Origin of the sequence: Photobacterium damselae (genome assembly GCF_003026815.1) — a bacterium.
GTDB classification, from domain to species: domain Bacteria; phylum Pseudomonadota; class Gammaproteobacteria; order Enterobacterales; family Vibrionaceae; genus Photobacterium; species Photobacterium damselae.
Genome location: NZ_PYOG01000006.1, coordinates 98,041 through 118,856, shown reverse-complemented (window position 1 = coordinate 118,856; position 20,816 = coordinate 98,041). Strand labels below are relative to the sequence as shown.

At 36.3% G+C, this 20,816-nt stretch carries 19 protein-coding genes; 12 read left to right on the top strand and 7 right to left on the bottom strand.

The annotated features are described in order from the left end of the window. The first annotated feature begins 340 nt into the window (after nucleotides 1-340). A complete protein-coding gene (locus CTN07_RS08410; RefSeq protein ID WP_005305565.1) occupies nucleotides 341-2,344 on the top strand; it encodes an exoribonuclease II in 2,004 nt (667 codons plus the stop codon). Between the two features lie 268 nt (nucleotides 2,345-2,612). After that, a complete protein-coding gene (locus CTN07_RS08405; RefSeq protein ID WP_005305568.1) occupies nucleotides 2,613-3,914 on the top strand; it encodes a GGDEF domain-containing protein in 1,302 nt (433 codons plus the stop codon). A gap of 67 nt (nucleotides 3,915-3,981) precedes the next feature. Here the strand turns inward: CTN07_RS08405 and aphA are convergent, their stop codons facing one another. Next, entirely contained in the window at nucleotides 3,982-4,707 is a 726-nt protein-coding gene (gene aphA / locus CTN07_RS08400; protein WP_005305572.1) for an acid phosphatase AphA, read from the bottom strand. 307 nt (nucleotides 4,708-5,014) lie between these two features. Here aphA and CTN07_RS08395 point away from each other — a divergent pair, with 307 nt between their 5' ends. After that, nucleotides 5,015-5,800: a thioredoxin domain-containing protein gene (locus CTN07_RS08395; RefSeq protein ID WP_005305575.1), complete on the top strand. Its 786-nt coding sequence runs from the start codon at nucleotides 5,015-5,017 to the stop codon at nucleotides 5,798-5,800. Between the two features lie 163 nt (nucleotides 5,801-5,963). On the opposite strand, the gene CTN07_RS08390 is transcribed toward CTN07_RS08395, so the two are convergent. The 4 genes from CTN07_RS08390 to CTN07_RS08375 form a co-directional block, all read right to left on the bottom strand. After that, a complete protein-coding gene (locus CTN07_RS08390) occupies nucleotides 5,964-6,611 on the bottom strand; it encodes a YdcF family protein (RefSeq protein WP_005305578.1) in 648 nt (215 codons plus the stop codon). 84 nt (nucleotides 6,612-6,695) lie between these two features. Then, the gene (locus CTN07_RS08385; protein ID WP_005305582.1) at nucleotides 6,696-7,235 is read right to left on the bottom strand and encodes a YaeQ family protein; all 540 of its coding nucleotides are present in this window, start codon (nucleotides 7,233-7,235) and stop codon (nucleotides 6,696-6,698) included. A gap of 139 nt (nucleotides 7,236-7,374) precedes the next feature. Continuing rightward, a complete protein-coding gene (locus tag CTN07_RS08380; protein WP_036765771.1) occupies nucleotides 7,375-7,692 on the bottom strand; it encodes a GIY-YIG nuclease family protein in 318 nt (105 codons plus the stop codon). A 156-nt stretch (nucleotides 7,693-7,848) separates the two neighbouring features. After that, nucleotides 7,849-8,505, bottom strand: a complete 657-nt coding sequence (locus CTN07_RS08375) for a YceH family protein (protein WP_005305584.1) — start codon at nucleotides 8,503-8,505, stop codon at nucleotides 7,849-7,851. Between the two features lie 299 nt (nucleotides 8,506-8,804). On the opposite strand from CTN07_RS08375, the gene CTN07_RS08370 reads away from it, so the two are divergent. From CTN07_RS08370 to CTN07_RS08360, 3 genes are all read left to right on the top strand, one after another. Next, nucleotides 8,805-9,257 (top strand): DUF3069 domain-containing protein, encoded by a 453-nt coding sequence (locus tag CTN07_RS08370; RefSeq protein ID WP_005305586.1) that lies wholly within the window; start codon nucleotides 8,805-8,807, stop codon nucleotides 9,255-9,257. 382 nt (nucleotides 9,258-9,639) lie between these two features. Continuing rightward, complete coding sequence (locus CTN07_RS08365; protein WP_005305589.1) at nucleotides 9,640-10,926, top strand: winged helix-turn-helix domain-containing protein; 1,287 nt, start codon at nucleotides 9,640-9,642, stop codon at nucleotides 10,924-10,926. Between the two features lie 48 nt (nucleotides 10,927-10,974). Further along, nucleotides 10,975-11,793, top strand: coding sequence for a DUF2797 domain-containing protein (locus tag CTN07_RS08360; RefSeq protein ID WP_036765773.1), 819 nt, complete (start codon nucleotides 10,975-10,977; stop codon nucleotides 11,791-11,793). Between the two features lie 48 nt (nucleotides 11,794-11,841). Here the strand turns inward: CTN07_RS08360 and CTN07_RS08355 are convergent, their stop codons facing one another. Continuing rightward, the gene (locus CTN07_RS08355) at nucleotides 11,842-12,732 is read right to left on the bottom strand and encodes a phosphotransferase (protein ID WP_005305595.1); all 891 of its coding nucleotides are present in this window, start codon (nucleotides 12,730-12,732) and stop codon (nucleotides 11,842-11,844) included. A 449-nt stretch (nucleotides 12,733-13,181) separates the two neighbouring features. Between CTN07_RS08355 and CTN07_RS08350 the strand changes: the two genes are divergently transcribed. Then, complete coding sequence (locus tag CTN07_RS08350) at nucleotides 13,182-13,640, top strand: hypothetical protein (protein WP_036765775.1); 459 nt, start codon at nucleotides 13,182-13,184, stop codon at nucleotides 13,638-13,640. 67 nt (nucleotides 13,641-13,707) lie between these two features. Continuing rightward, complete coding sequence (locus tag CTN07_RS08345) at nucleotides 13,708-14,952, top strand: serine hydrolase (RefSeq protein WP_005305598.1); 1,245 nt, start codon at nucleotides 13,708-13,710, stop codon at nucleotides 14,950-14,952. A 71-nt stretch (nucleotides 14,953-15,023) separates the two neighbouring features. Here the strand turns inward: CTN07_RS08345 and sgrR are convergent, their stop codons facing one another. After that, nucleotides 15,024-16,712, bottom strand: coding sequence for an HTH-type transcriptional regulator SgrR (sgrR, locus tag CTN07_RS08340; RefSeq protein WP_005305601.1), 1,689 nt, complete (start codon nucleotides 16,710-16,712; stop codon nucleotides 15,024-15,026). A gap of 260 nt (nucleotides 16,713-16,972) precedes the next feature. On the opposite strand from sgrR, the gene CTN07_RS08335 reads away from it, so the two are divergent. The 4 genes from CTN07_RS08335 (at nucleotide 16,973) to CTN07_RS08320 (ending at nucleotide 20,756) form a co-directional block, all read left to right on the top strand. After that, nucleotides 16,973-17,701 (top strand): nitroreductase family protein, encoded by a 729-nt coding sequence (locus tag CTN07_RS08335; protein WP_005305604.1) that lies wholly within the window; start codon nucleotides 16,973-16,975, stop codon nucleotides 17,699-17,701. Nucleotides 17,702-17,802: 101 nt separating this feature from the next. Further along, on the top strand, nucleotides 17,803-18,315 hold the full coding sequence (locus tag CTN07_RS08330; RefSeq protein ID WP_050787820.1) for a hypothetical protein: 513 nt from the start codon (nucleotides 17,803-17,805) through the stop codon (nucleotides 18,313-18,315). Nucleotides 18,316-18,505: 190 nt separating this feature from the next. Next, complete coding sequence (locus tag CTN07_RS08325) at nucleotides 18,506-19,039, top strand: heme NO-binding domain-containing protein (protein WP_036765776.1); 534 nt, start codon at nucleotides 18,506-18,508, stop codon at nucleotides 19,037-19,039. Between the two features lie 4 nt (nucleotides 19,040-19,043). Further along, nucleotides 19,044-20,756 (top strand): ATP-binding protein, encoded by a 1,713-nt coding sequence (locus tag CTN07_RS08320; protein WP_005305608.1) that lies wholly within the window; start codon nucleotides 19,044-19,046, stop codon nucleotides 20,754-20,756. Nucleotides 20,757-20,816: the final 60 nt, after the last annotated feature.

Here is a 20,816-nt window from a genome sequence, read left to right as displayed (position 1 = left end):
CAATACGCATATCAGGTAAGCGCAGAAATCGATATCAAACGCCTACTTCTTTGCACAACTCCCCGAAACCTAAAGAGTAATTATATAAGAGTAGACAAATAATGGTGGCTTTTTTGAGAATTAAACAACATTTAAACCTCATATTTCACCTCATTAGCCTAAAGATCTTTCAAAACAACCTACTTTCAATCACTCATCAATAAAATCAATCCATCTCACCCTTTTCATTCACTACTAACAAGTTTCCAACTAAAAAGAGCAGACAAACTCAATACCAAATCTTGGTTTTCTATTATCAAAAACGTATAGTGTGAGGGTTATTAAACAGAGACTGGGCATAATGTTTCAAGACAATCCACTGCTAGCACAGCTTAAAAAGCAAATCCAAGATACTCTAACCAAAAAAGAAGGTAACGTTAAAGCGACCGACAAAGGTTTTGGTTTTTTAGAAGTTGACAGTAAAGAAAGCTATTTCATTCCGCCGAACTATATGAAAAATGTTATGCACGGTGACCGTGTTATGGCAATTATTCGTACGGAAAAAGAACGTGAAGTTGCAGAACCACAAGAATTAATCGAAGCATCGTTAACGCGTTTTATCGGCCGCATTAAATTAATCCGTGATCGTATGCATGTAGTGCCCGATCATCCACAACTTAAAGATGCTATCCGAGCTAAAGCAGCCAAAGGTGTTAATCCAGAGACACTAAAAGAAGGCGATTGGGTTGTAGCCAAAATTACTCGCCATCCTCTTGTTGGTGACAATAAAACATTCTTCTGCGAAGTGTCAGAAAAAATCACAGACAGCAATGACAAAATTGCACCATGGTGGGTAACCTTAGCACATCATGATCTGCCAAATGCTGAACCTGCTCCGCAAGATAGTTGGAACATGATCGATGAAGGCCTAGAACGTCAAGATCTCACTGAATTACCTTTTATTACCATTGATGGTGATTCAACTAAAGACATGGATGATGCGCTATATACCGTCCAGAAAGATGATGGTAGCTTCGAAATTACTATCGCTATTGCCGATCCAACTTCTTATATCTCTGTTGGCGACAAAATGGATGATGAAGCCCGTGAGCGTGGATTTACCATTTATTTGCCGGGCCGTAACATTCCAATGTTACCTCGTGAATTAAGTGATGAGCTATGTTCGTTAATTGAAGGTGAAAAGCGTCCTGCTATTTGTTGCCAAGTTACCGTTAATGCACAAGGCGAAATCCAAGACGATATCAGCTTTTTTGCCGCTTGGATTCAATCTCAAGGCCGCCTATCTTACGACAATGTTTCAGATTACTTAGAGAATGGACATTGTGATAACTGGCAACCAACACCTGTTATCGAAGAACAAATTAAAGCACTTCATGCATTTGCGAATGCTCGTACCGAGTGGCGTCAAAATAATGCAGTCATCTTCCCTGATCGTCCAGATTATCGTTTTGAGCTAAGTGCTGATAATGATGTTGTTGCAATTCATACTGATTTTCGTCGTACTGCAAACCGTATGATTGAAGAAGCAATGATTACAGCAAATATTTGTGCGGGTCGAGTACTATCTGATAAATTTGGAACAGGTGTTTTTAACCTACACAGTGGTTTCAATCTTGAAAAACTCGATACTGCCATGGAGTTTTTAACAAAAGCAGAAGCACCTTTTTCAAAAGAAGAAGTTATCTCACTAGAAGGCTTTAGTGCGCTTCGTCGTTGGCTAAACCAGCAGGAGAGTTCTTACTTAGATAATCGTCTACGTAAGTTCCAAGCATACAGCGAAGTGGGTAATAAACCAGGTCCTCACTATGCAATGGGCCTTGATGTTTATGCAACTTGGACCTCACCAATTCGCAAGTATGGTGATATGATCAACCATCGCTTACTAAAATCTGTTATTACTGGCAATCCATCAACGCAAACACCTGATGATAATGTTGGTGAAGAGATTGCTATACACCGCCGTCTTCACCGTATGGCAGAACGCGATGTTGCCGATTGGTTGTATGTCCGCTTACTTAAAGATGCAGTAAAAAAAGAAACTGTCTTTACTGCAGAAGTCTTTGATATCAATCGTGCAGGTATTCGTGCTCGTTTACTTGAAAATGGTGCAACTGTCTTTATTCCAGCACCATTGATTATCGACAATAAAGAACGAATCCAATGCAGCGGTGAATTGGGAACAATTAGCATTGATGGTACTGAAGAGTATAAGCTCGGAGATACTTTTGACGTTAAACTTGCAGAGATTCGTTCAACTACACGTCAGCTTATTGCAAAACCTGTAAAGACTTATCCAGAGTTAAAAACGACAGCTCAAGATAATGAAAATCAAGTCGAGCAATAATAGTTAGAAACTTATAATTAAGGTCAGTATTTACTGGCCTTTTTTATCTTGGCATGAACAAGATATTAAGATTAAATACTATTATTTGTAAATATCGATATATATTCGAAATTTATACTATATGAATTAGGTTTGAAATAAAAATCAAAATATTGAATTATGATTTGCTGTTAGTTTTATCAAGAGTATAATTTCATTGAATTATTTTCTGCTCTTGTATACTAAAATAATAAGCAGACATTGGTTAAACTATTCATCAGGGATATCTATGTTTTCTCTCTCTATGCTACGTAATGCCAGTATTCGATTACTTATCCCATTACTGATAGCTGGACTGCTTATTTTCATCTATCCTCAACTATATGTTTTGCTTACGCCTTTCCAAGCAAGCTTACAAGTGCTCCCCTTCGTTGTTTTAGCGCTTGTTATTATTCTCAGCCAGCCTTTTAATCAAGGTCGTATTGGTATTATTGCAATCTTAATGCTTGAATCCTATTTCCTGATTTTAAATTGCCTACAACAACCATTAGCAAGTGGCGATACACGTCTAATCTATATCTTATTATCAGCATTATTACCTCTAAATTTATTATTACTGCATATCGTTCCTGAAAAACGCTTTCTCTCTCGATGCGGCTTTGCCATGCTTATTTTTAATATGGTTCAAATTGCCCTATCCGTTGCTATAGTATGGCTTTACGATGGCTCGGCACTCTCTGATTGGTGGTATGCTGTCTTTTATTCTTATAATAATATTTCACCTCTGCCAATAATATTATTACTGCTCAATATTGCACTTATTTGTAGCAGTGCTTCTGCAATATTAAAACGAAACCAACGAACAGATCAGGCCATTTATATTTGTCTTTTATTCTCCTTTATAACTCTTGCATGGTTTGATAACCCGTTCATATCCAGTATGAGTTATTCCTGTGCTGCAATTTTGCTTCTTAGCAGCCTTATTACATCAACTCATGAATTAGTCTATATTGATCCCTTAACCACAATCCCTGGTCGACGAGCACTAGATACTGAACTAAAGTATTTAGGCCGAACTTATACTCTTGCTATGATGGACGTTGATAATTTTAAAGACTTTAATGATCTATACGGTCATGAAACAGGTGATGAAGTCTTACGTCTTGTCGCACAGATCAGTCAAAAAATATCAGGCGTGGGAAAAGTCTTTCGCTATGGTGGTGAAGAATTTACCCTTTTATTTAAAGGCAAGAACATCAACGAAGTACAATCTCAACTAGAATATGTTCGAGAAGAAATTGCCTGCTATGACTTGGTGTTAAGAGACCATGACAATAGACCTCTTTCAGCGCTTCAAGGTAAACTAAAGCGCCAGCATAATGATTTAGAGCCAAACGCTGTCCACATTACAGTCAGCATCGGTGCTGCCGATAGTTACTCCGCTCCGACACCAAATGATGTACTGAATCTAGCTGATATTGCTCTATATAACGCCAAAGATGATGGTCGAAATCAAGTATCTGTGGATTACACTTTGCGTAAAACAAAGAAGAAAAAAAGAACGCCTAAAAAGAAAAAAGCGACCAAATAAAATAGCCGCTTTAAGAATACTCTATATAACCGAGCGATTTTCCGTGTGATGAAAGCCGTGTAGAAAATTAATATTGTGAATTTTCTACCACTTTCTCACCATAAATACCGTTTTGTGCAATTGGTTTATAGCTTGAATTTGACGCTCGAATAATTCGAATACCTTCAGCTCCTGCATGACGAGCTGAGATAATATCACCATCAGAATCACCATAATAAAGTTTGATATGGTTATCTTTGATGTATTTAGTCTTGGTATATTCTGTTTTACTAGAACCCGCAAAAACAACTGGATTCATATGCTTAATATTAAATACTTTTTGTAAATAGTCGGATGTAATTTCTTTACATGTTGATGGATCTCGACCAGTAATAAAGTAAATGCTATCACCTCGTTTTTGGTGCATAGCAATCAATTCTTTACCAATATCTTTAGGTAAGCTGAATACATCCCATTCACAGTTCATCTTATTCCAGAATTTCTGATTTTTTAAATAAGAGTAGCCATTTGGCGAAAATACTTGCTGCCCATGATAAAAACCTGGCGAACTGAATAAAACAGTATCATCAATATCGAAGCCTACTGCCATAGGTGGCTTGCCTTCTAAGCTTTTTTCGATATCCGCAACCGAAACCCAATGAAGTTTTGCCTGTTGTTCGCCCATTTGCATTAATTGAGTTGAACTGTAGCCCGTTTCAGTACCTGCTAATTTTGGATCAGCATATGCACTACCAATAACAAAAGAACTCGCCAATACGGTTCCAAGCACTAACGATAAAAAGGATTTATTCATAATAAGAATGTTTTATATAACAAGGTGTGATTAAAATTACGTAACTTGAGTGATGAAAAAAGCGACATCAATCACATCTGCAGTATTCCCTATATGGAATTTAAGTTTTTGTTTAATGCTACACAGGAAAGAGACCCTAAAAACAACAATAGAATTCACCTAATAATCAATAAGATACATTTAAAGTAATAAATAAAAAAAAGCGACCTTATGCTCATTTCAAATAACTTACAACAAAGTTATGGAACTTTAGCTTTTGCTCTTTTCTAATACGTAAATCACTTATCTATTCTGCTCAAGGTTTCAAATGAAAAAGTATCTTCTACCATTATTTATTACTGCCGCTTTAACGGGTTGTAACGATAGCCAAGCGAACAATGCTTCATCTGCTGATTTCTCTTCAGCACAGAAAGCACAGATCGAAAAAATTGCGAGTGACTATATTATCGCTCACCCAGAAATCTTGGTTAAAGCATCTGAGACTCTTCAAAAACAACAGATGGAGCAACAGCAACAAGCAGCAGTCAGTGCCATTATCCAAAATACCGATAAACTAATTAATGATAAAGCGACCCCATTTGTTGGACCTAAAGATGCAAAAGTAAATGTTATTGAATTCTTTGATTACCAATGCATGTATTGTTCTAAAATTGCGCCTGTTGTTAAAGAGCTACAGAAAGCAAATCCAAATGTTAGATTTATCTTCAAAGAGACACCTATTTTTGCTAACCGTTGGGAAGCATCTAAATATGCTGCAGATATGGGTAATTGGATCTTTGAACAGAAAGGCAGTGCTGCTTACGAACAGTACCACAATGCTATTTTTGCAACGCGTAAAGATGAAGGTAATCTAACTAAGGTAGATGTTGATACAGCAGCGAAATCTGTTGGTGTAGATACCACTAAGATGAATTTAGACAATAGCTTTATGCAGAACTTTAAACTGTTTAGTGAACTTGGTTTCCAAGGCACCCCTGCACTTATCGTTATGCCGACTGAAAATGCAAATAAAGACAATGTAAAAGTAATTAATGGCTTTGACCCTCAAGGCCTAAAAAATGCAATTGCAGATCTAACAGCAAAAACAAAGTAAGCTCCATAGCACTCTTTTTGTTTGAAAGAGTATAAAAGCCGCTTACTAAAATAGAGCAAGTACTGACTGTATTTGCTCTATTTTAATATATGTCCAAGTGACTTCAAGATGTAGGAATCAGTGATAAGGCTTTAAATTCTGTCGTGGCCAAGGAGTAAGATCTTTATTTCTTTAATAAGTGACCATTAAACCCTAGTGCAACCAATTGTTCATAAGCATGCCATACGTCTAATGGAATATCTTGTTTAACGGAATACCCTAACGCTGGATATTCATCAATACGTTGCAAGTCGCCAAGCATCACATTAACAATATCGGGAAATGAGAGAATTTCATTTGGATAATCACCAAAAGAGAGTCGCGGTGATGTAACTTGTAAATTCTTATTTGCCCAATAAACTTGAGCCGTTGCAAAAGCCCTTCTTTCCATAAATGGCTTTTGCACTAAAAGAATAGACTGAGGATTTATTCTTTCTTGATCGAACAACTGCTGAGAAAAGAGAATATTCTCTCCTGTATTTGTTGAGCGACTTTCAATTAGTATTGCGTCTTGAGGTACACCTAGCGACATAGCAATACTGGCAAAAGCTTCCGCTTCAGAGCAATCAAACATATTTTGGGTTAACTCGCCTACCCCACCAGAAAATAAGACTTTAGAGCTCAAACCAAGATGAAAAAGCTCTGCTGCTCGCTCTGCAACTCGAACATCGTTACTACCTAAAACAACAATACAATCTGCTGGTTTTAAATTATGGTTTAAAACATGATAATCCCAGATTGTTTGAGCATGTTGATACAACCTATCTGCCACTGCATATCTCCTTTTGTTTACCAAGCAGTGGCATAGATCCAAGCATCATAAGATTACTTGAGAATCACACTAAATATATCAAATTTAGCGTTTCCACCACTCCGGAATAATAGTCACGTTGCCTTTGTCGCTACTCAACCACGCTTGTTCACCTTCAATGGTCAACTGTAGCTGCATTGATCGCTCAGCAACCTGCTCTAACTCTACTAAAGTCTGATCATTTATAAATACAACCGACACATTATCAAGTGTGTTAATCTTATTTTGATTCTGTTGCCACCAAATAGTTGCCGCATTGTTGTCATAAGCAAATAAAATCACTTTTTGTGCTTTATGAGAGGCCTTACGTAGACGTTTTTCGTCTGGAAGACCTAACTCAACCCAAAGCTCAATCTCATCACTGTAATTTACAATCCATAGATCAGGCTCATCAGTATCACATAAACCTTTTGTAAATTTAAGGTTCTCATCGGCATTTAGCCCCCAAGCTAAAATGCGTAGCATAAAGCGTTGAATAGTTTCTGATGGATGACACGCGACAGTATGGTTAACATCAAGATAAACATGACGATCCATATCTGCCACATTGATATGCGCTTTATATACAGTTGCTTTAAGAGCCATAATGGCCACCTTTATAATAATTTTGCCTTTTAATACAGACACCAAGATACGAAAACACGTGCATTAATGATGCCAATCGGCTGATAGTGCAGAAATAAGGAAAGGATAATAGAGGAAACTCACTGAGAATAAAACGAATTTAATCCATATTCGGAATTAACATATCTAGCGTTTTTATACCTTCGACTAACTGTTCTTTATGTAATTTCGATAATTTTTTGATCCGATATTCATATTGCATAGCACATTTTTTATCACCAATTTCGCTATACCACGCAAGTTGAAGAGGCCCTTTTCCCTTTAAGTACTTCGCCCCCTTTGCTGTAAATTGATGTTCATGAAAGCGACGTTCAATATTAGTCGTTACACCACAATACAAAGAATTTTGCTGTGTTCTAATCAAATAGACCCACCATGAAGGTGCTATTTTTATCTTATCTTCTTGATATTCATTCATTTTACAACTTCATCACAAGAGTCATATCTGAGTTCTATATATCTATATAATAGTTAGATAGAGTGAGAATCTCTTCTAGGCCTAGACTAAAAATCGATAAATAAAATAGGCCGATATTACGACCTATTAATCAACATAAACAAGTATTGGCTATGGTTATTCTGTTAACATTTGTACTGTTTCTTTTAATTCTGCCAATTCTTGCTTTAATGCCTGTACCTCAAGTTCAAGTTGCTCGATTCGAGATGAGCTGGCTGAAGAATTAGAAACTGAAGTCGATGCTGCGAGCGTGCTGATATCAACCTCACCACTAAATAGATGCATATATCGACAGTCTCGCTTTCCTGGCTCTTTAGGCAATTTTACAACATAAGGTCCCTTCTCGTGCTCTGCTAACTTAGTTAATACTTCTTCTGCTTCTTTTACATCTTTAAAATCACATAGACGATTTGTTCTTGTTCTTAATTCGCCAGCAGTTTGTGGTCCTCGAAGTAACAGAACACAGATTACAGCAAACTCTTGTTTAGAGAATTGCAGAGAACCAAACTCAGTATTACAAAATCGATGCTTATACTTAGGAACTCGACTTCCAAAGCCAACCAATTCATTGATTAAACGTTTTTCTTTTAATTCTTCAACCGAATCCATTACCTCAGCTTCTGTTAGCGCTAATACTGGCTCTCGGTTGGTTTTTTGGTTACAGGCAGTTGTTAATGCATTAAGAGTAAGTGGATACTGATCAGGAGTAGTTACTTCTTTTTCGAGTAAACAACCAATAATACGAGCTTCATTCTGTGAAAAATTAATATCCATGCTCTTCTTTTAACCTTTATTGACCACTATATGAGATACCGAATTCAACTCAACGAATGCGTAATTAAGTAATATGAGTATAGTACGGTATCGTTCTTAGGCAGATTAGCATGAACCGATCAATGAGCAAGATCCTAAACCATCAAGTGTCGAAAATATCCACAGTTATTAGCATATTCCGTTTGGTTTCGTGATCAATTTACTATCAAGCATTCAGTTTAAATGCCATCATCTGTTGACATTTAAAGTGATCTCTATACGATTCCCATCCTCATAACATTTAGTGGTAGGAAAATACGATGTCTGATATCGAAAAAAAAGACGAACAAGTAATTGAAGAAGTTCAATTTACATTAGATGACTGTTCACCAGAACTACGCAAAATCATTGAAGTTGAAGAAGTGCCTGCAGAACTTCATGATATGCTAATTAACGTATATAAAGTATCTGAGCCTACTACTCTAGAAGTATGGAATGCACTACCTAAAAGTGCTCAAAATGTTTTGGATAACTTTGAGCAGTTTCATGCTCTAGTTGCTCTTAGCCAAACATATTCAGGTGTGGATTTCTTAGGTGAAATGCAAGAAACTGAATTTCCTGAAGATATGGGCGCAGAAGAGCAAGCAAACTACAAAGCAACCATGTTAGATAAAGTTCTACATAACTGCGTAAAAGATCTTGCAAAACAGCTTAAGAAAGCGCGTCAAAATCCACCAATGAAACGCGAATTCCAAGAAATCTTCAAAAAATAATCAACATATTGATTACAGTTATGCAAAGGAGTGCGATTGCCACTCCTTTATTATCCCCAAGAGGAATATAATTAGACCTGTAAAGATTAATTAGCAATAAACATATAAAACAGAGATTCATAGCTCCGTTAAATCTTCTATTTGCCATTGTCAAAAAACTGTCATTTCCGGATAAAATTTATACAAAACTTGGTCTGTAAATGTGATTTTATAGACATATAGCTAAAGCATATAAAACCATTCCTTTCAATATCATACAGATACAAACATTGTTACATAATATTAGTGTGATTAATCATTCGTTTAACATTAACGTAAATACTCAATCGTTTTGTTTCATGGTAGACTACTATCGTAATGATTTTTATAGGAAGAGTTCTAAATGCCAACAGTTGAGCAGATAAAGTTTAAAACGGATGTATGCTATATCCCAAGTCAGGGAATGCTCAAGGCAGATGATTCAACTCAAAAGTTAAATCTTTCCGAACAATACATTCTAACTTTTCTGATTGACAACCATCAGCGACCAGTAACCAAAGAAGAACTCTTAAAAGTTGGTTGGCCTGATCGCATCGTTACTGAAGCCTCTTTATTTCAGATTATTCGCGCACTTCGCGTAAAATTACAAGAGCAACAAAAAGGCGATATCATCGAAACGCTACCTCGTGTCGGTTATCAAATTAGAGATTTCCAACGAGAAACTGTATCGCTATCACAGCAAGAACAAGAACAAAGTGTAGCTGAAAAAACATGGATAAAACCTGCATTAGCCGTCAGTACAGTAGCAATTATGTTGGGGTCTGTATCTTGGTTTTACTTAAATAAAGATCCTAATATCCCGACCTTTGAAGTAAAACAAGAAACGATCGGAACCAATAAGATCACGTATATCGCGTTAAACGCAGCCGATCTTGCAGATCTTGAACAAAAGGCTGATTCCATCTATCAAGATAATGTAGAAATTTTTGATAAAAGTACGATCAAAAATCGTATTATCTACATGTATAAAAATATGAGTGGTGCTTATTCTGTTGCCTGGTGCAGAACAGAAGATAATTCTAATCGCTGTATTCCTAAAACAGATTTTTCATATAGAATCTCACCGGAAAAGTGGCCCGCTTTTGCCAAGCTATCGAGTGAACAAGGCAAGATATTTAGAGATACCCCAATTATTCAAACGGAATTATCTCGAGAGCCAACCGCTCAAGTATTTACCAACTACATGGATGGATCGGGTATAAAATCTAAGGTAACTCACTATTACATTTCAAAGGAAGAAGATGGCGAAATGAACTACTCATTTATGTCATTTATTACTGAAAAAAATAGTGACTATCACCATGCATTGTCTATCCGAGCAGCCGCGGTTACTATCGATCCATCTAGATCCCAGTTTATTGCCACAACTCGCATAGAACCAGAAATGTATCACTGGGCCTACGCCGATGATGGTCTAAATATTAATAAAAATAAATCCATTGCATTAAACAACGAAATTAATTTAAAAAATAAGCATAATGCACTGAGTGTTAATCATACCTATTTACTCTATCATCAAGATTATTTAGATTTGATGCTCTCAGCTTCTCGTGGCTTATACTGGGTAAATAACAGTCAAAAAGTCACGGAACTCTTTAGGTCATCGGTCGCCCAAGCAACTAAAAAATAGCATAACGCCCAAGCTGAAAACTTGGGCGTTTTTATATGAGTAAATGTCATGCAAGTACAAGGTACACTGAAAAAAATGAAGTCCACTCTAGAGCAGAATGTAAATTATTCTCTCTTAGTGGGTGATAACGAAATCGTATTAAATTCATTAATTGGTAAAACGATCACGCTCACTCATACAGGAAAAATTATTTGTAGCTCTTGTGGCAAAACAACTAAAAAGAGCTACTCACAAGGCCATTGCTTCCCATGTATGAAAAAGCTCGCTAGCTGCGATATGTGTATTATGAAGCCTGAAACATGCCACTATGCTCAAGGTACATGTCGTGAACCGAGCTGGGGTGAAGATAATTGTATGGTGCCTCATTATGTCTACTTATCTAATACGTCAGCTTTGAAAGTTGGCATTACACGCTATACTCAAATACCAACTCGTTGGATTGATCAGGGTGCAACACAAGGCCTAACCATTTTAAAAGTTAAAAACCGTCATATTTCTGGTTTGGTGGAAATTGCATTAGCAAAATTTGTTGCAGATAAAACCAACTGGCGCAATATGTTGAAAGGAAATAATAACCAGTTGGATCTAAAGTCTTACTCAGAGCAATTACTTCCTGAAATCCAAAAGGAATTGTTGGCGATTACCGAACAATACGGTGATGATGCAATAGAGTATCTTTCGACAGAAAGCCAAGATATTCATTATCCTGTTGAACAGTTTCCAACAAAAATCACATCTCATAACTTTGATAAAAGCCCTGTAGTTGAAGGTATTCTACAAGGCATCAAAGGCCAATATCTTATTTTTGACACTGGTGTAATCAATATTCGAAAATTCACAAGTTATGAAGTCATTGTAAGTTATTAGTACTATTTTCTGCGCTAATTGACCTAATTAGCGCAGAAATATAACAAACTAACGAACAACATCAATAAAGTGGCTTAATTGAGTACTAAACCATTGATTATTATACCATCCAGTATTCCTACAATGTTTTGCATCATCCCATAAACGGAAGAATTCCTGACGAATTAGATAGTTCTCCGTTAGAGGCGACTTCTCGATATAACAATCTAAAATAGGCACATCTGAGCGATAGTGATTTAAATGAATTAAGTCCATCTCTCTATGTTTAAATCCCATATCACATGGGTCGAGTAATGCTATGGCTTTATATGTCTTTGGATCAAACAACACATTAGCAAGATTACAATCGTCATGAATTAGAGATGATTCGGTATGCCGAATTGGATCAAGTAATGTCTCTCTCATTTCCCACAATTGCCCAAATTGCTCTCTTTCTTGGCCTGAAAATGGAGATCCACCGCTTTGAATAAAGCGATGTAATGGCATTGTCCATTGCTCAAAAGCATTGATGAAATCAGGCGTAAAAGACTCTGAGTTACATTCAAATCCTTGATCGTTATGATGCTCATGCAATGCCACTAAAATATCTGAGTAGCTTTCAGAAAAAATTTTGATTGCATGATGTTCTTTCGGTAATTCACTTGCAGATACACCATCAATCCACTCTAATGCTAAATAGTCGTAACCTTCATCACGACCAAAAAAGTAGATTGATGGTACAGCACAGTCTACAACCGTTCTTAAGCGTTTTAAAGCATTTGCTTCTTTTGCTATTCGTCCCACTTCCTTGGAGAACTTAACAACAATTTTTCCCTTTGAACCAACAAGAAAAACAATCCAGCCATAAAACGTCTCTTGAATATCGCAAACTTCAGCTTGTGTATTAAACATCGTTAAATATGCTTTTTTAGCAATATTTAATAGCTGAGGCTTATTCATAAAGCGTTCCTCTAGCGTAAATATGAGTTTTTAATTAAATGTCTAAATACCAATAAAGAATTTAGTAATAATTTTATTTGTAACCAAGTGTTACTATACATTTAGATTGCAATATTTTTAGAACTAACACCAGAAAAAATTCATTAATAATACAAATTTTTTTTATTATTGAGACTAAAAATAAAGTAAAACGATTACACTATAAGCAAATTATTACATAAAAAGAGGAAATTTATACATTCATACCGCTTTAACTCTATTTTTTCATTTAATATCTACTCGTACCATACGAAATAATATCTGCTGCTAAACACCTTCAATATTTCCTTAAAGGAATAACTAAAGCGTAATTTACCCATCCTAGACTTATCCCTAAAAAGAATGATTATAACTAAAATATTTATACTAAACTTAAGATGGAATAAATAGGAAATATTTAGGAGAGTGCTATGAATACAGAAAACTGGTTACCTCGTATAAAGGCACTCTATTTAAAAATGGAGGAAAATCATTCAGTTAAAATTGAAGCGTTGGAGGTTTTAAACAATAATGTGCCAGCCTCGATCTTCAAACAGATTCACTCAAATCAAGATCAAGAAGCCTTTGCTTACTGGCTCGATAGCTGTTTCAAACTTCATTATTATTATAATAGTAAACAAAACTACTCATTATCTTTAGATTATCTACAACTTGCCTACTCAAAGTTACAAGCAATGGTATCTTTATATCATCATTCACCAGATTTAAAACGATGGATTCTAAAGAAATTAGATCAACTCATTGTTTGTATGCTCGAGTACTGTCAACAATCCAATCATAATAATTTATGTCAACAAAGTACTGATTTGATTAATCATCATGTTATTTTCATGAAAAGCTTAAATAATCAAAACTTGTATTATCAATAAGAATTGAGCGTATAAATAAACTTACAACTCTAAACAATAATATAATTAATTTTAAGGGATTATAACAATGCTAAAAACTTTAAATTTGTACGTTTATCGATTAATTTTTGCTTCTTGTTTAGTCATTCCATCATTCTACAGTCATTCTGCATACTTGCTTGATCCTCCTGATATTGACGCTAAAGCTTGGGTTCTGATGAGTTATAACACGGGTCAAATTATCGCTGGTGACAACTTACATAAACCTTTGGCTCCAGCAAGTCTTACAAAAATAATGACGACTTTCGTAGTGGGAGAAGAGATCAAAGCAGGTAATATTCAATTATCTGATATGGTTACTATCAGCGAAAATGCGTGGGGTAAAAAATTTCCTGGCTCATCAAAAATGTTTCTTAATGTGGGAGACTCAGTCAGTGTCGAAGATCTCTTACGTGGTGTAATTGTATCTTCAGGGAATGATGCAACCGTAGCATTAGCCGAACACGTTGCAGGTCATCAAAGTGCTTTTATAAAAATGATGAATCAATATGCTGAAAGATATGGCATGAAAGATTCCTATTTTTCCAATCCCCACGGTCTAGATGCAGATGACCAAACCACCAGTGCGTATGATATGGCATTATTAACAAGAGCATTTATTCAAGAAGTTCCCGATATTTACGATATGCATAAAGAGAAATCTTTTACTTTCGGTGATATTAAACAGGGTAACCGTAATGCCTTACTATGGGATGAAACGCTTCATGTGGATGGAGTTAAAACGGGCTATACCAAACAAGCGGGCTATAGCTTAGTCTCATCAGCAAAAAATGGTGAACAAAGATTAATTGCGGTTGTTCTTGGAACCAAATCAGCAAAAGCTCGTCGTCTTGAAAGCAAACAACTACTTAGTTGGGGATTTCGTTTCTATGAAGATATTACACCACAACTTGATGATAAGCTCTTAGAACCCATTCGTATCTGGCATGGTGAACCAGCCTCAGCAGAGTTAACTCTAGGTGATGCAGGGATGATTACCGTACCAAGTCGATTAAAGAACAAATTAAAACCCATCATAACCTACAGAGAAAATCTGGCTCCTCCCTTAGAAAAAGGCCAACAAGTAGGAAAGATTGACTGGTACATTAATGAACAATTGCTCGTCAGCCAACCTATTTTAACCCAAGGCGAAATTTTAAAAGCCCCTTGGTATAACTCAGCAATAGACAGTTTATTGCAACCTATATATACATGGCTTAATAAATATGGGCTGACAAAACAAAGAGAACAATTACAGGCAAGAGATATAGTTCAGCCTATGTCTCAGCAATAATCTTATGAAGCTATAATTTCAGAAGCTAGAACTTATGAATAAGTCCATCAATTTATACCCAGGTGACTTATTCATGGTTTTAGCCACACTGATTTAAAATCAAACCACCCCATAGAGTTTGATTCCATACCTTGCCACTGCCCAGTATCATCAATACCAACCCAAACATAAAACAAAGGCATCATTTGACCAGCATTCACCAAGTGACGTGCTATTTTCTCTGATGGAAAGGCTTTATCAGGCAAAGAGCGCCACAAACTAATGTCATCTTGTAGTAAAGCAAACTCATTAGTAGGCATTGCTTGATAAATAAAATCATGGTTATAAAACCAAGGTAGAAAAGCTTCTGGACGACGGCTACCCAAGCTCATGCCATTAAGCCAAATATCAACCTTCTCGTGCCCCTTACCACTGAGAAGATCTTCATATGATATTTCATAAGTTTTTAATTTTATGCCATCTTCAGCTAAGAGCTTGGCAATAATGGTCGACAGGTAAGGATAAATGGGATGTTCCATTTGATAAGCCAGCGTGATGGTACGCTTACTTGGAACATTGACTTCTTTTTCAGCCAGTGAGTTATGAATCCATCCTGGTAGTAACCCATAAGCATTGGTAAACCTAAAGTCACCTAACTCATTGGGATCCAAATGCTTTAATAGGTTAAGAGGCGTCAGCTTTGCATTTAAATAATCTAGCCACTCTTGCTGAGCACAGATACCAGTCTGACGATTAAAGAGTAAATAGTTACAACCTTCATCAAGGGTAAAACGACCTGAAAATAGCGTTGAGGGTTGTATTTCGGTTACTTCAGACGGCTTAATGTAACAAGCCGTTGTGCCAGATAAAATCCATATCTCAACAATATCGGTCAAAGCACGGAAACCAAAATAGTGATCAAATGCTTCTAACTTCAGTCGCTGTTTATTATTTTCAATAACTCGATACGGGCCAGTACCAATAGGGAAATGATCGAAATCTTTTCGTTGTATTGCATCTGCTGGCTGAATAACGGCTGAGATATTAGCAACTAACTCGGCGAAATGAACATCAGGCTCAGACAAAATAAAATCAACCGTATTTGGGTATGGTGATTTCACACAATGAATATGCCAGTATAGACGATGTTCTTTTACACGCTCGAAGGTCGAGATAACATCTTGAACATCAAGTAATTTACCATCATGAAATCGAACTGAAGGGCGTAAATAAAAACGCCAGTGCTGTGGTGATAACATCTCCCATGCATGAGCAATATCCCCTTCTACTTCCTCTTTTTCCTCATTAATAAGAGTAAGACCATTAAAAATCTGACGAATGAGGTGTTGCTCTGAGCGACGCAAAGGTTTCAACGGATCTAATGCCTCAAAAGAACGATAGTACGGCAGCCGAACAATTTGCTTACCAAGATGGTGAGAGAGCCCCAGTTGTTCTTGGATTAACTGTGCTAATTTATCAGCGTTATTATCTAAAGCCGATAACGCGGGCTCTAATTTTCCGTCAGCCACCAGCTTTCTAGCGTGGTTAAGCTGTAATTCGCTATCTGAACTATGAAACGTTAAATGAGATTGTTTCCCGCGTCCAACCGCTGGTTGCCAATTAATCCAGCCTTCATCGACCATTTTATTGATAACCATCCGCACATTTCGCCTAGTACAAAATAAAACATCAGCGATATCTTGCAGATTTGTATCACTATTTTGACCGTTGAAATGGGTATAAAGTCTTTGAAATTGCAGCTTTAATCGTTGACCACTCATAAAAGGGGAAACCTATAATTTCATTTATTCTCTTTTAACTTCATCATTTTAACTTAAAAATAGATAGGCACCACAAAGTATTTGGTGTCTGATCGCAAATATCGTGTAAATACCCCCAAATACACGAACTCCTGAGTGCTATCAGTCGGACCAACGGCATTTGTTTGCTGTTGGTCCTCCCGCAAACTTGTTAGCAAAGGATTGCAAAACTAGATAGAAGCTTGTTATAAAAACGCCACTACTCTCAACCAAGCACTTTTATGACTAATCATCACGATACATTTAAAGAATTAATTGAAAGCCGTCGTTCAGTCCGAAAATATGACCAAACAGCACACTTTGATCATCAAGCCGTTGCCAGATCACTGGAGCTTGCAACTCTATCACCGAATAGTTCAAATATGCAGCTTTGGGAATTTCACCGCGTTGTAACCCCAAACCTAAAAGAACAAATTGCGACTTTCTGCATGGGGCAAAATGCAGCAAAAACAGCCAGTGAGTTAGTTATTGTTGTTACCACTCCTTATAAATGGCGACAAAGAGCCCAAATGAATGCACAACAGATACGTGAGGCTTTTACCGGACGCGAGGATGCAACGGCAACACGAGCTTTAAAGTATTACGAAAAACTCATACCCTTCATTTATAACAATGATAGATTGGGTTTATTTGGTACTGGTCGTAAACTATTAAGTGCTATCATCGGATTAAAAAGACCAATGGTTAGAGAAGTAAGTAAACAAGATTTGCGAACATGTTTACATAAAAGTAGCTCTCTTGCCGCGATGACATTTATGACAGCAATGCGATCAGAAGGGTACGACACATGCCCTATGGAAGGGTTTGATTCAAAAAGAGTAAAACAGATACTACAGTTACCAAAACAGGCAGAAATCACCATGATCATTGGCTGTGGTCTTCGCGCAGATGACGGTATCTATGGCGAAAGGCATCGAGTAAACCACTCTGACGTTATTTTCGAGCATTAGTAGGTACTTTTGCTTATAATTTCGACAACCACTCGTTTATCCATACCTTATTAGTTCTTTTTACTGTAAGGTAGAGCGAAATATGACAAAGAAGTGATGTTATGCCTTTAAATATTGAAACGCTGATTGAACGTAAAAATCAATGGATGGCCAGTCATGTTACTGATGCTGAATATCCAACGCCTCAAAGCCTACAAGGTTTAGAAATATATAATAAATACCAATCACAACTCATCACTTCCCCTATCGAAGCCTGCTCTGACTTCGAATCAAACTTACTATCATTCTACCCTGTTGATTGTCATCCCTTAACCATTCGTTATTCGATTGTTCAAGCTGGACACTGGGAAAATGATGAAGCAAGAGAAATGGCGATCGAATTTCTAACCCAAATTATGTTAGAAGATACATCTCCTGCTCAGCTTTATGTGGGATTCTATAAGGGAAAACCTGCAGCATGTGGCATGATCTACAGTGAAGATGACGATATCGCTCTTATTACAGATGTAAATGCAATTAATATAGAAACACATCAACAACTTAGAGATGAAATGGTTAGCTATTTAGTTTCACAAGCATCTCATCGTCATACTGACCTATACCTGCAGCAGTAGTCTGCAAATGCCCATGAATACTGCAATTTTTCTCGATTATAAAGAGTGTGCAGTATTCTAATTTCGAGGGCTTACTCAGGCTATTTTTCTTTGCTATAGAGTATGAACTTGATCTCTTTTATCTTTAGTGTCCATACTAATAAATACGTTGATAATAAATTACACTACGTATTTATGATGGATAATAAAAATGAAAGGAATAATTTTTACTGAATTTATTGATATTGTTGAAGATCAGTTTGGGCTTGCGATCTGTCAACAGATGCTTGATGAAGCAAAAGATGAAGGTATCTATACTGCCGTTGGAAGCTATGAACATACAAGTTTAGTAAAATTAATCCTAGCATTGAGCAAAATTACCAAAATCAGTGCTGCAGAATTACAAGAAAGTTTTGGCTATCTTGTTTTCCCTCGCTTACTGACTAGCTTACCCATTCAGATTACAGGTGATGACTCTACTTTTTCTTTTATTCAACGAGTAGAAAATCATATACATACAGAAGTAAAAAAGTTATATCCTGACGCTACACCACCTCGTTTTGAGTTTATCTCCTCTACTCAAACTTATTTGATATTTGATTATCATTCTGCCCGCTGTATGTCACATGTTTGTCTAGGCTTACTCAAAGGGTGTGCTCAATATTTTAATCAAACGATTGAAATTACGATGACACCTCTAAATTCAACGCAAAGCCATGTCCATTTTGAACTTTGTGTGAGTTAACTATATGGATGAGCCATATCTGCGATTATTACAAAAAAAAATAAACCGAGAACGTAAAGCTCGAATTACGGCAGAAAAACTGCTTGAAGAAAAAAGCCTTGAACTATACGAAGCCAAGAGACTCATTGAAGACTCAGCAGAAAAGATAAAACATCAAGCTAAACTAGATTCACAATTATTAGCCTATCAAACTCAAATGGAGAATCATCTCCTTTACTATTCTCAACTCTTTTTAAAACAAGAGCCAACCCCCAGCATACTAAACCATTTAGTAGAGCAACTAATTGATAATAGGTATGTTTCCAGCTGTTGTATCTTCATTCAAACTGATTCAGATACCTCTTTAGAAGGATTATATCAGGCTGGAAATATCGATTTATGGTCATTCCATTCCAACTTAAATATACAAACCAAATATTGGGATCATAAGAACAAAATATTATGGTTATCTTTAACTCATAACCATCAGATTATTGGCCATTTTGCAGCTCAAATATCATCAACAAGCGCCTCTTTGAAAACGCTACAACAACATTTGATCTTATTTAAAGAGCTACTCTGTTCAGCCCTTGGTCGAAAAATATCTATGAACAATGCTATTTCAGCTCAGAAACGAGCTGAAAATTCAGAGCGTAGTACGAGAGACTTTTTGGCTATGATTAATCATGAATTACGCACACCTTTAAATGGCTTACTCGGTGCAGCAGAGTTGTTAGCAGATACGTCATTATCCTCTGAGCAGAAAAAATTACTTGATACCTTAAATAATTCAGGGGAGTTACTACGAGCTATTATTAACGATTTACTTGACTACAGTAAAATCAGTGCTGGAATGCTAGAACTTATAATCAAACCATTTAATCCGCACCAAATTATCAATAATCTAGCCGATATTATGCGGTATCAAGCACAAGAGAAACAATTATTATTAACTTTAGTTATTGATAACACCGTCCCTAATTGTTTGCTAGGAGATGAAGATAGAATTAAACAAATTTTTGTCAACCTTATTAATAATGCAATTAAATTTACAAATAGAGGTAGTATCATCCTAAATACAACATGGTGCGAAGACAAACTGATCTTTCAGGTCAAGGACACAGGAATAGGTATCACAGAAGGACAACAACTGAAGCTCTTTAAGCCTTTTAGTCAGGTTGATATTTCAAGCCAAAGAATTCATGAAGGAACAGGGCTTGGTTTAGCTATCTGTAAACAACTTTGCGAATTAATGTCAGGAGAAATAAAGCTAATAAGTATCCCAGAACAAGGCTCTACATTTACGGTTATTTTACCATTAAAACTTTGTGATACCCCCCTAGATATCTCTCAACAAACGATTAAACCAACCCAGCTATCTTCTCAAAAAAAGGTACTTGTTGTCGAAGATCTCGCTACTAATCAAATGATTATAAAGCTAATGCTAACAAAATTAGGAATAGAACCTAAAATTGTCAATAATGGGCAAGAGGCTATTGATATTATTAGTAATACATCATTCGATATCATATTAATGGACTGTCGAATGCCTGTCATGGATGGCTACACAGCGACTCGTTTACTTCGCAATAATGGCTATACAAAACCGATTATTGCATTAACTGCCGGGACAACAACAACAGAAAGAGAAGAATGTCTGACTTCAGGAATGGATGATATTTTATGTAAGCCTTATCAGCGAGCAGAGTTACACAAAATGTTGATGAAATGGGTCTGACTCTAACTCAAAATGTTTTAATAAAATTTATCTCAACAAATACAGCTGTTCAATAAACAA

What these genes read in the sequence shown, in the direction of transcription:
- CTN07_RS08355 (WP_005305595.1), bottom strand. Translation starts at nt 12,732, where the DNA reads ATGAATAAGCCTCAGCTATTAAATATTGCTAAAAAAGCATATTTAACG.
- CTN07_RS08320 (WP_005305608.1), top strand. Translation starts at nt 19,044, where the DNA reads ATGGATGAGCCATATCTGCGATTATTACAAAAAAAAATAAACCGAGAA.
- CTN07_RS08395 (WP_005305575.1), top strand. Translation starts at nt 5,015, where the DNA reads ATGAAAAAGTATCTTCTACCATTATTTATTACTGCCGCTTTAACGGGT.
- CTN07_RS08325 (WP_036765776.1), top strand. Translation starts at nt 18,506, where the DNA reads ATGAAAGGAATAATTTTTACTGAATTTATTGATATTGTTGAAGATCAG.
- CTN07_RS08380 (WP_036765771.1), bottom strand. Translation starts at nt 7,692, where the DNA reads ATGAATGAATATCAAGAAGATAAGATAAAAATAGCACCTTCATGGTGG.
- CTN07_RS08350 (WP_036765775.1), top strand. Translation starts at nt 13,182, where the DNA reads ATGAATACAGAAAACTGGTTACCTCGTATAAAGGCACTCTATTTAAAA.
- CTN07_RS08365 (WP_005305589.1), top strand. Translation starts at nt 9,640, where the DNA reads ATGCCAACAGTTGAGCAGATAAAGTTTAAAACGGATGTATGCTATATC.
- CTN07_RS08410 (WP_005305565.1), top strand. Translation starts at nt 341, where the DNA reads ATGTTTCAAGACAATCCACTGCTAGCACAGCTTAAAAAGCAAATCCAA.
- CTN07_RS08385 (WP_005305582.1), bottom strand. Translation starts at nt 7,235, where the DNA reads ATGGCTCTTAAAGCAACTGTATATAAAGCGCATATCAATGTGGCAGAT.
- CTN07_RS08360 (WP_036765773.1), top strand. Translation starts at nt 10,975, where the DNA reads ATGCAAGTACAAGGTACACTGAAAAAAATGAAGTCCACTCTAGAGCAG.
- CTN07_RS08375 (WP_005305584.1), bottom strand. Translation starts at nt 8,505, where the DNA reads ATGGATATTAATTTTTCACAGAATGAAGCTCGTATTATTGGTTGTTTA.
- CTN07_RS08335 (WP_005305604.1), top strand. Translation starts at nt 16,973, where the DNA reads ATGACTAATCATCACGATACATTTAAAGAATTAATTGAAAGCCGTCGT.
- CTN07_RS08330 (WP_050787820.1), top strand. Translation starts at nt 17,803, where the DNA reads ATGCCTTTAAATATTGAAACGCTGATTGAACGTAAAAATCAATGGATG.
- CTN07_RS08370 (WP_005305586.1), top strand. Translation starts at nt 8,805, where the DNA reads ATGTCTGATATCGAAAAAAAAGACGAACAAGTAATTGAAGAAGTTCAA.
- aphA (WP_005305572.1), bottom strand. Translation starts at nt 4,707, where the DNA reads ATGAATAAATCCTTTTTATCGTTAGTGCTTGGAACCGTATTGGCGAGT.
- CTN07_RS08405 (WP_005305568.1), top strand. Translation starts at nt 2,613, where the DNA reads ATGTTTTCTCTCTCTATGCTACGTAATGCCAGTATTCGATTACTTATC.
- sgrR (WP_005305601.1), bottom strand. Translation starts at nt 16,712, where the DNA reads ATGAGTGGTCAACGATTAAAGCTGCAATTTCAAAGACTTTATACCCAT.
- CTN07_RS08345 (WP_005305598.1), top strand. Translation starts at nt 13,708, where the DNA reads ATGCTAAAAACTTTAAATTTGTACGTTTATCGATTAATTTTTGCTTCT.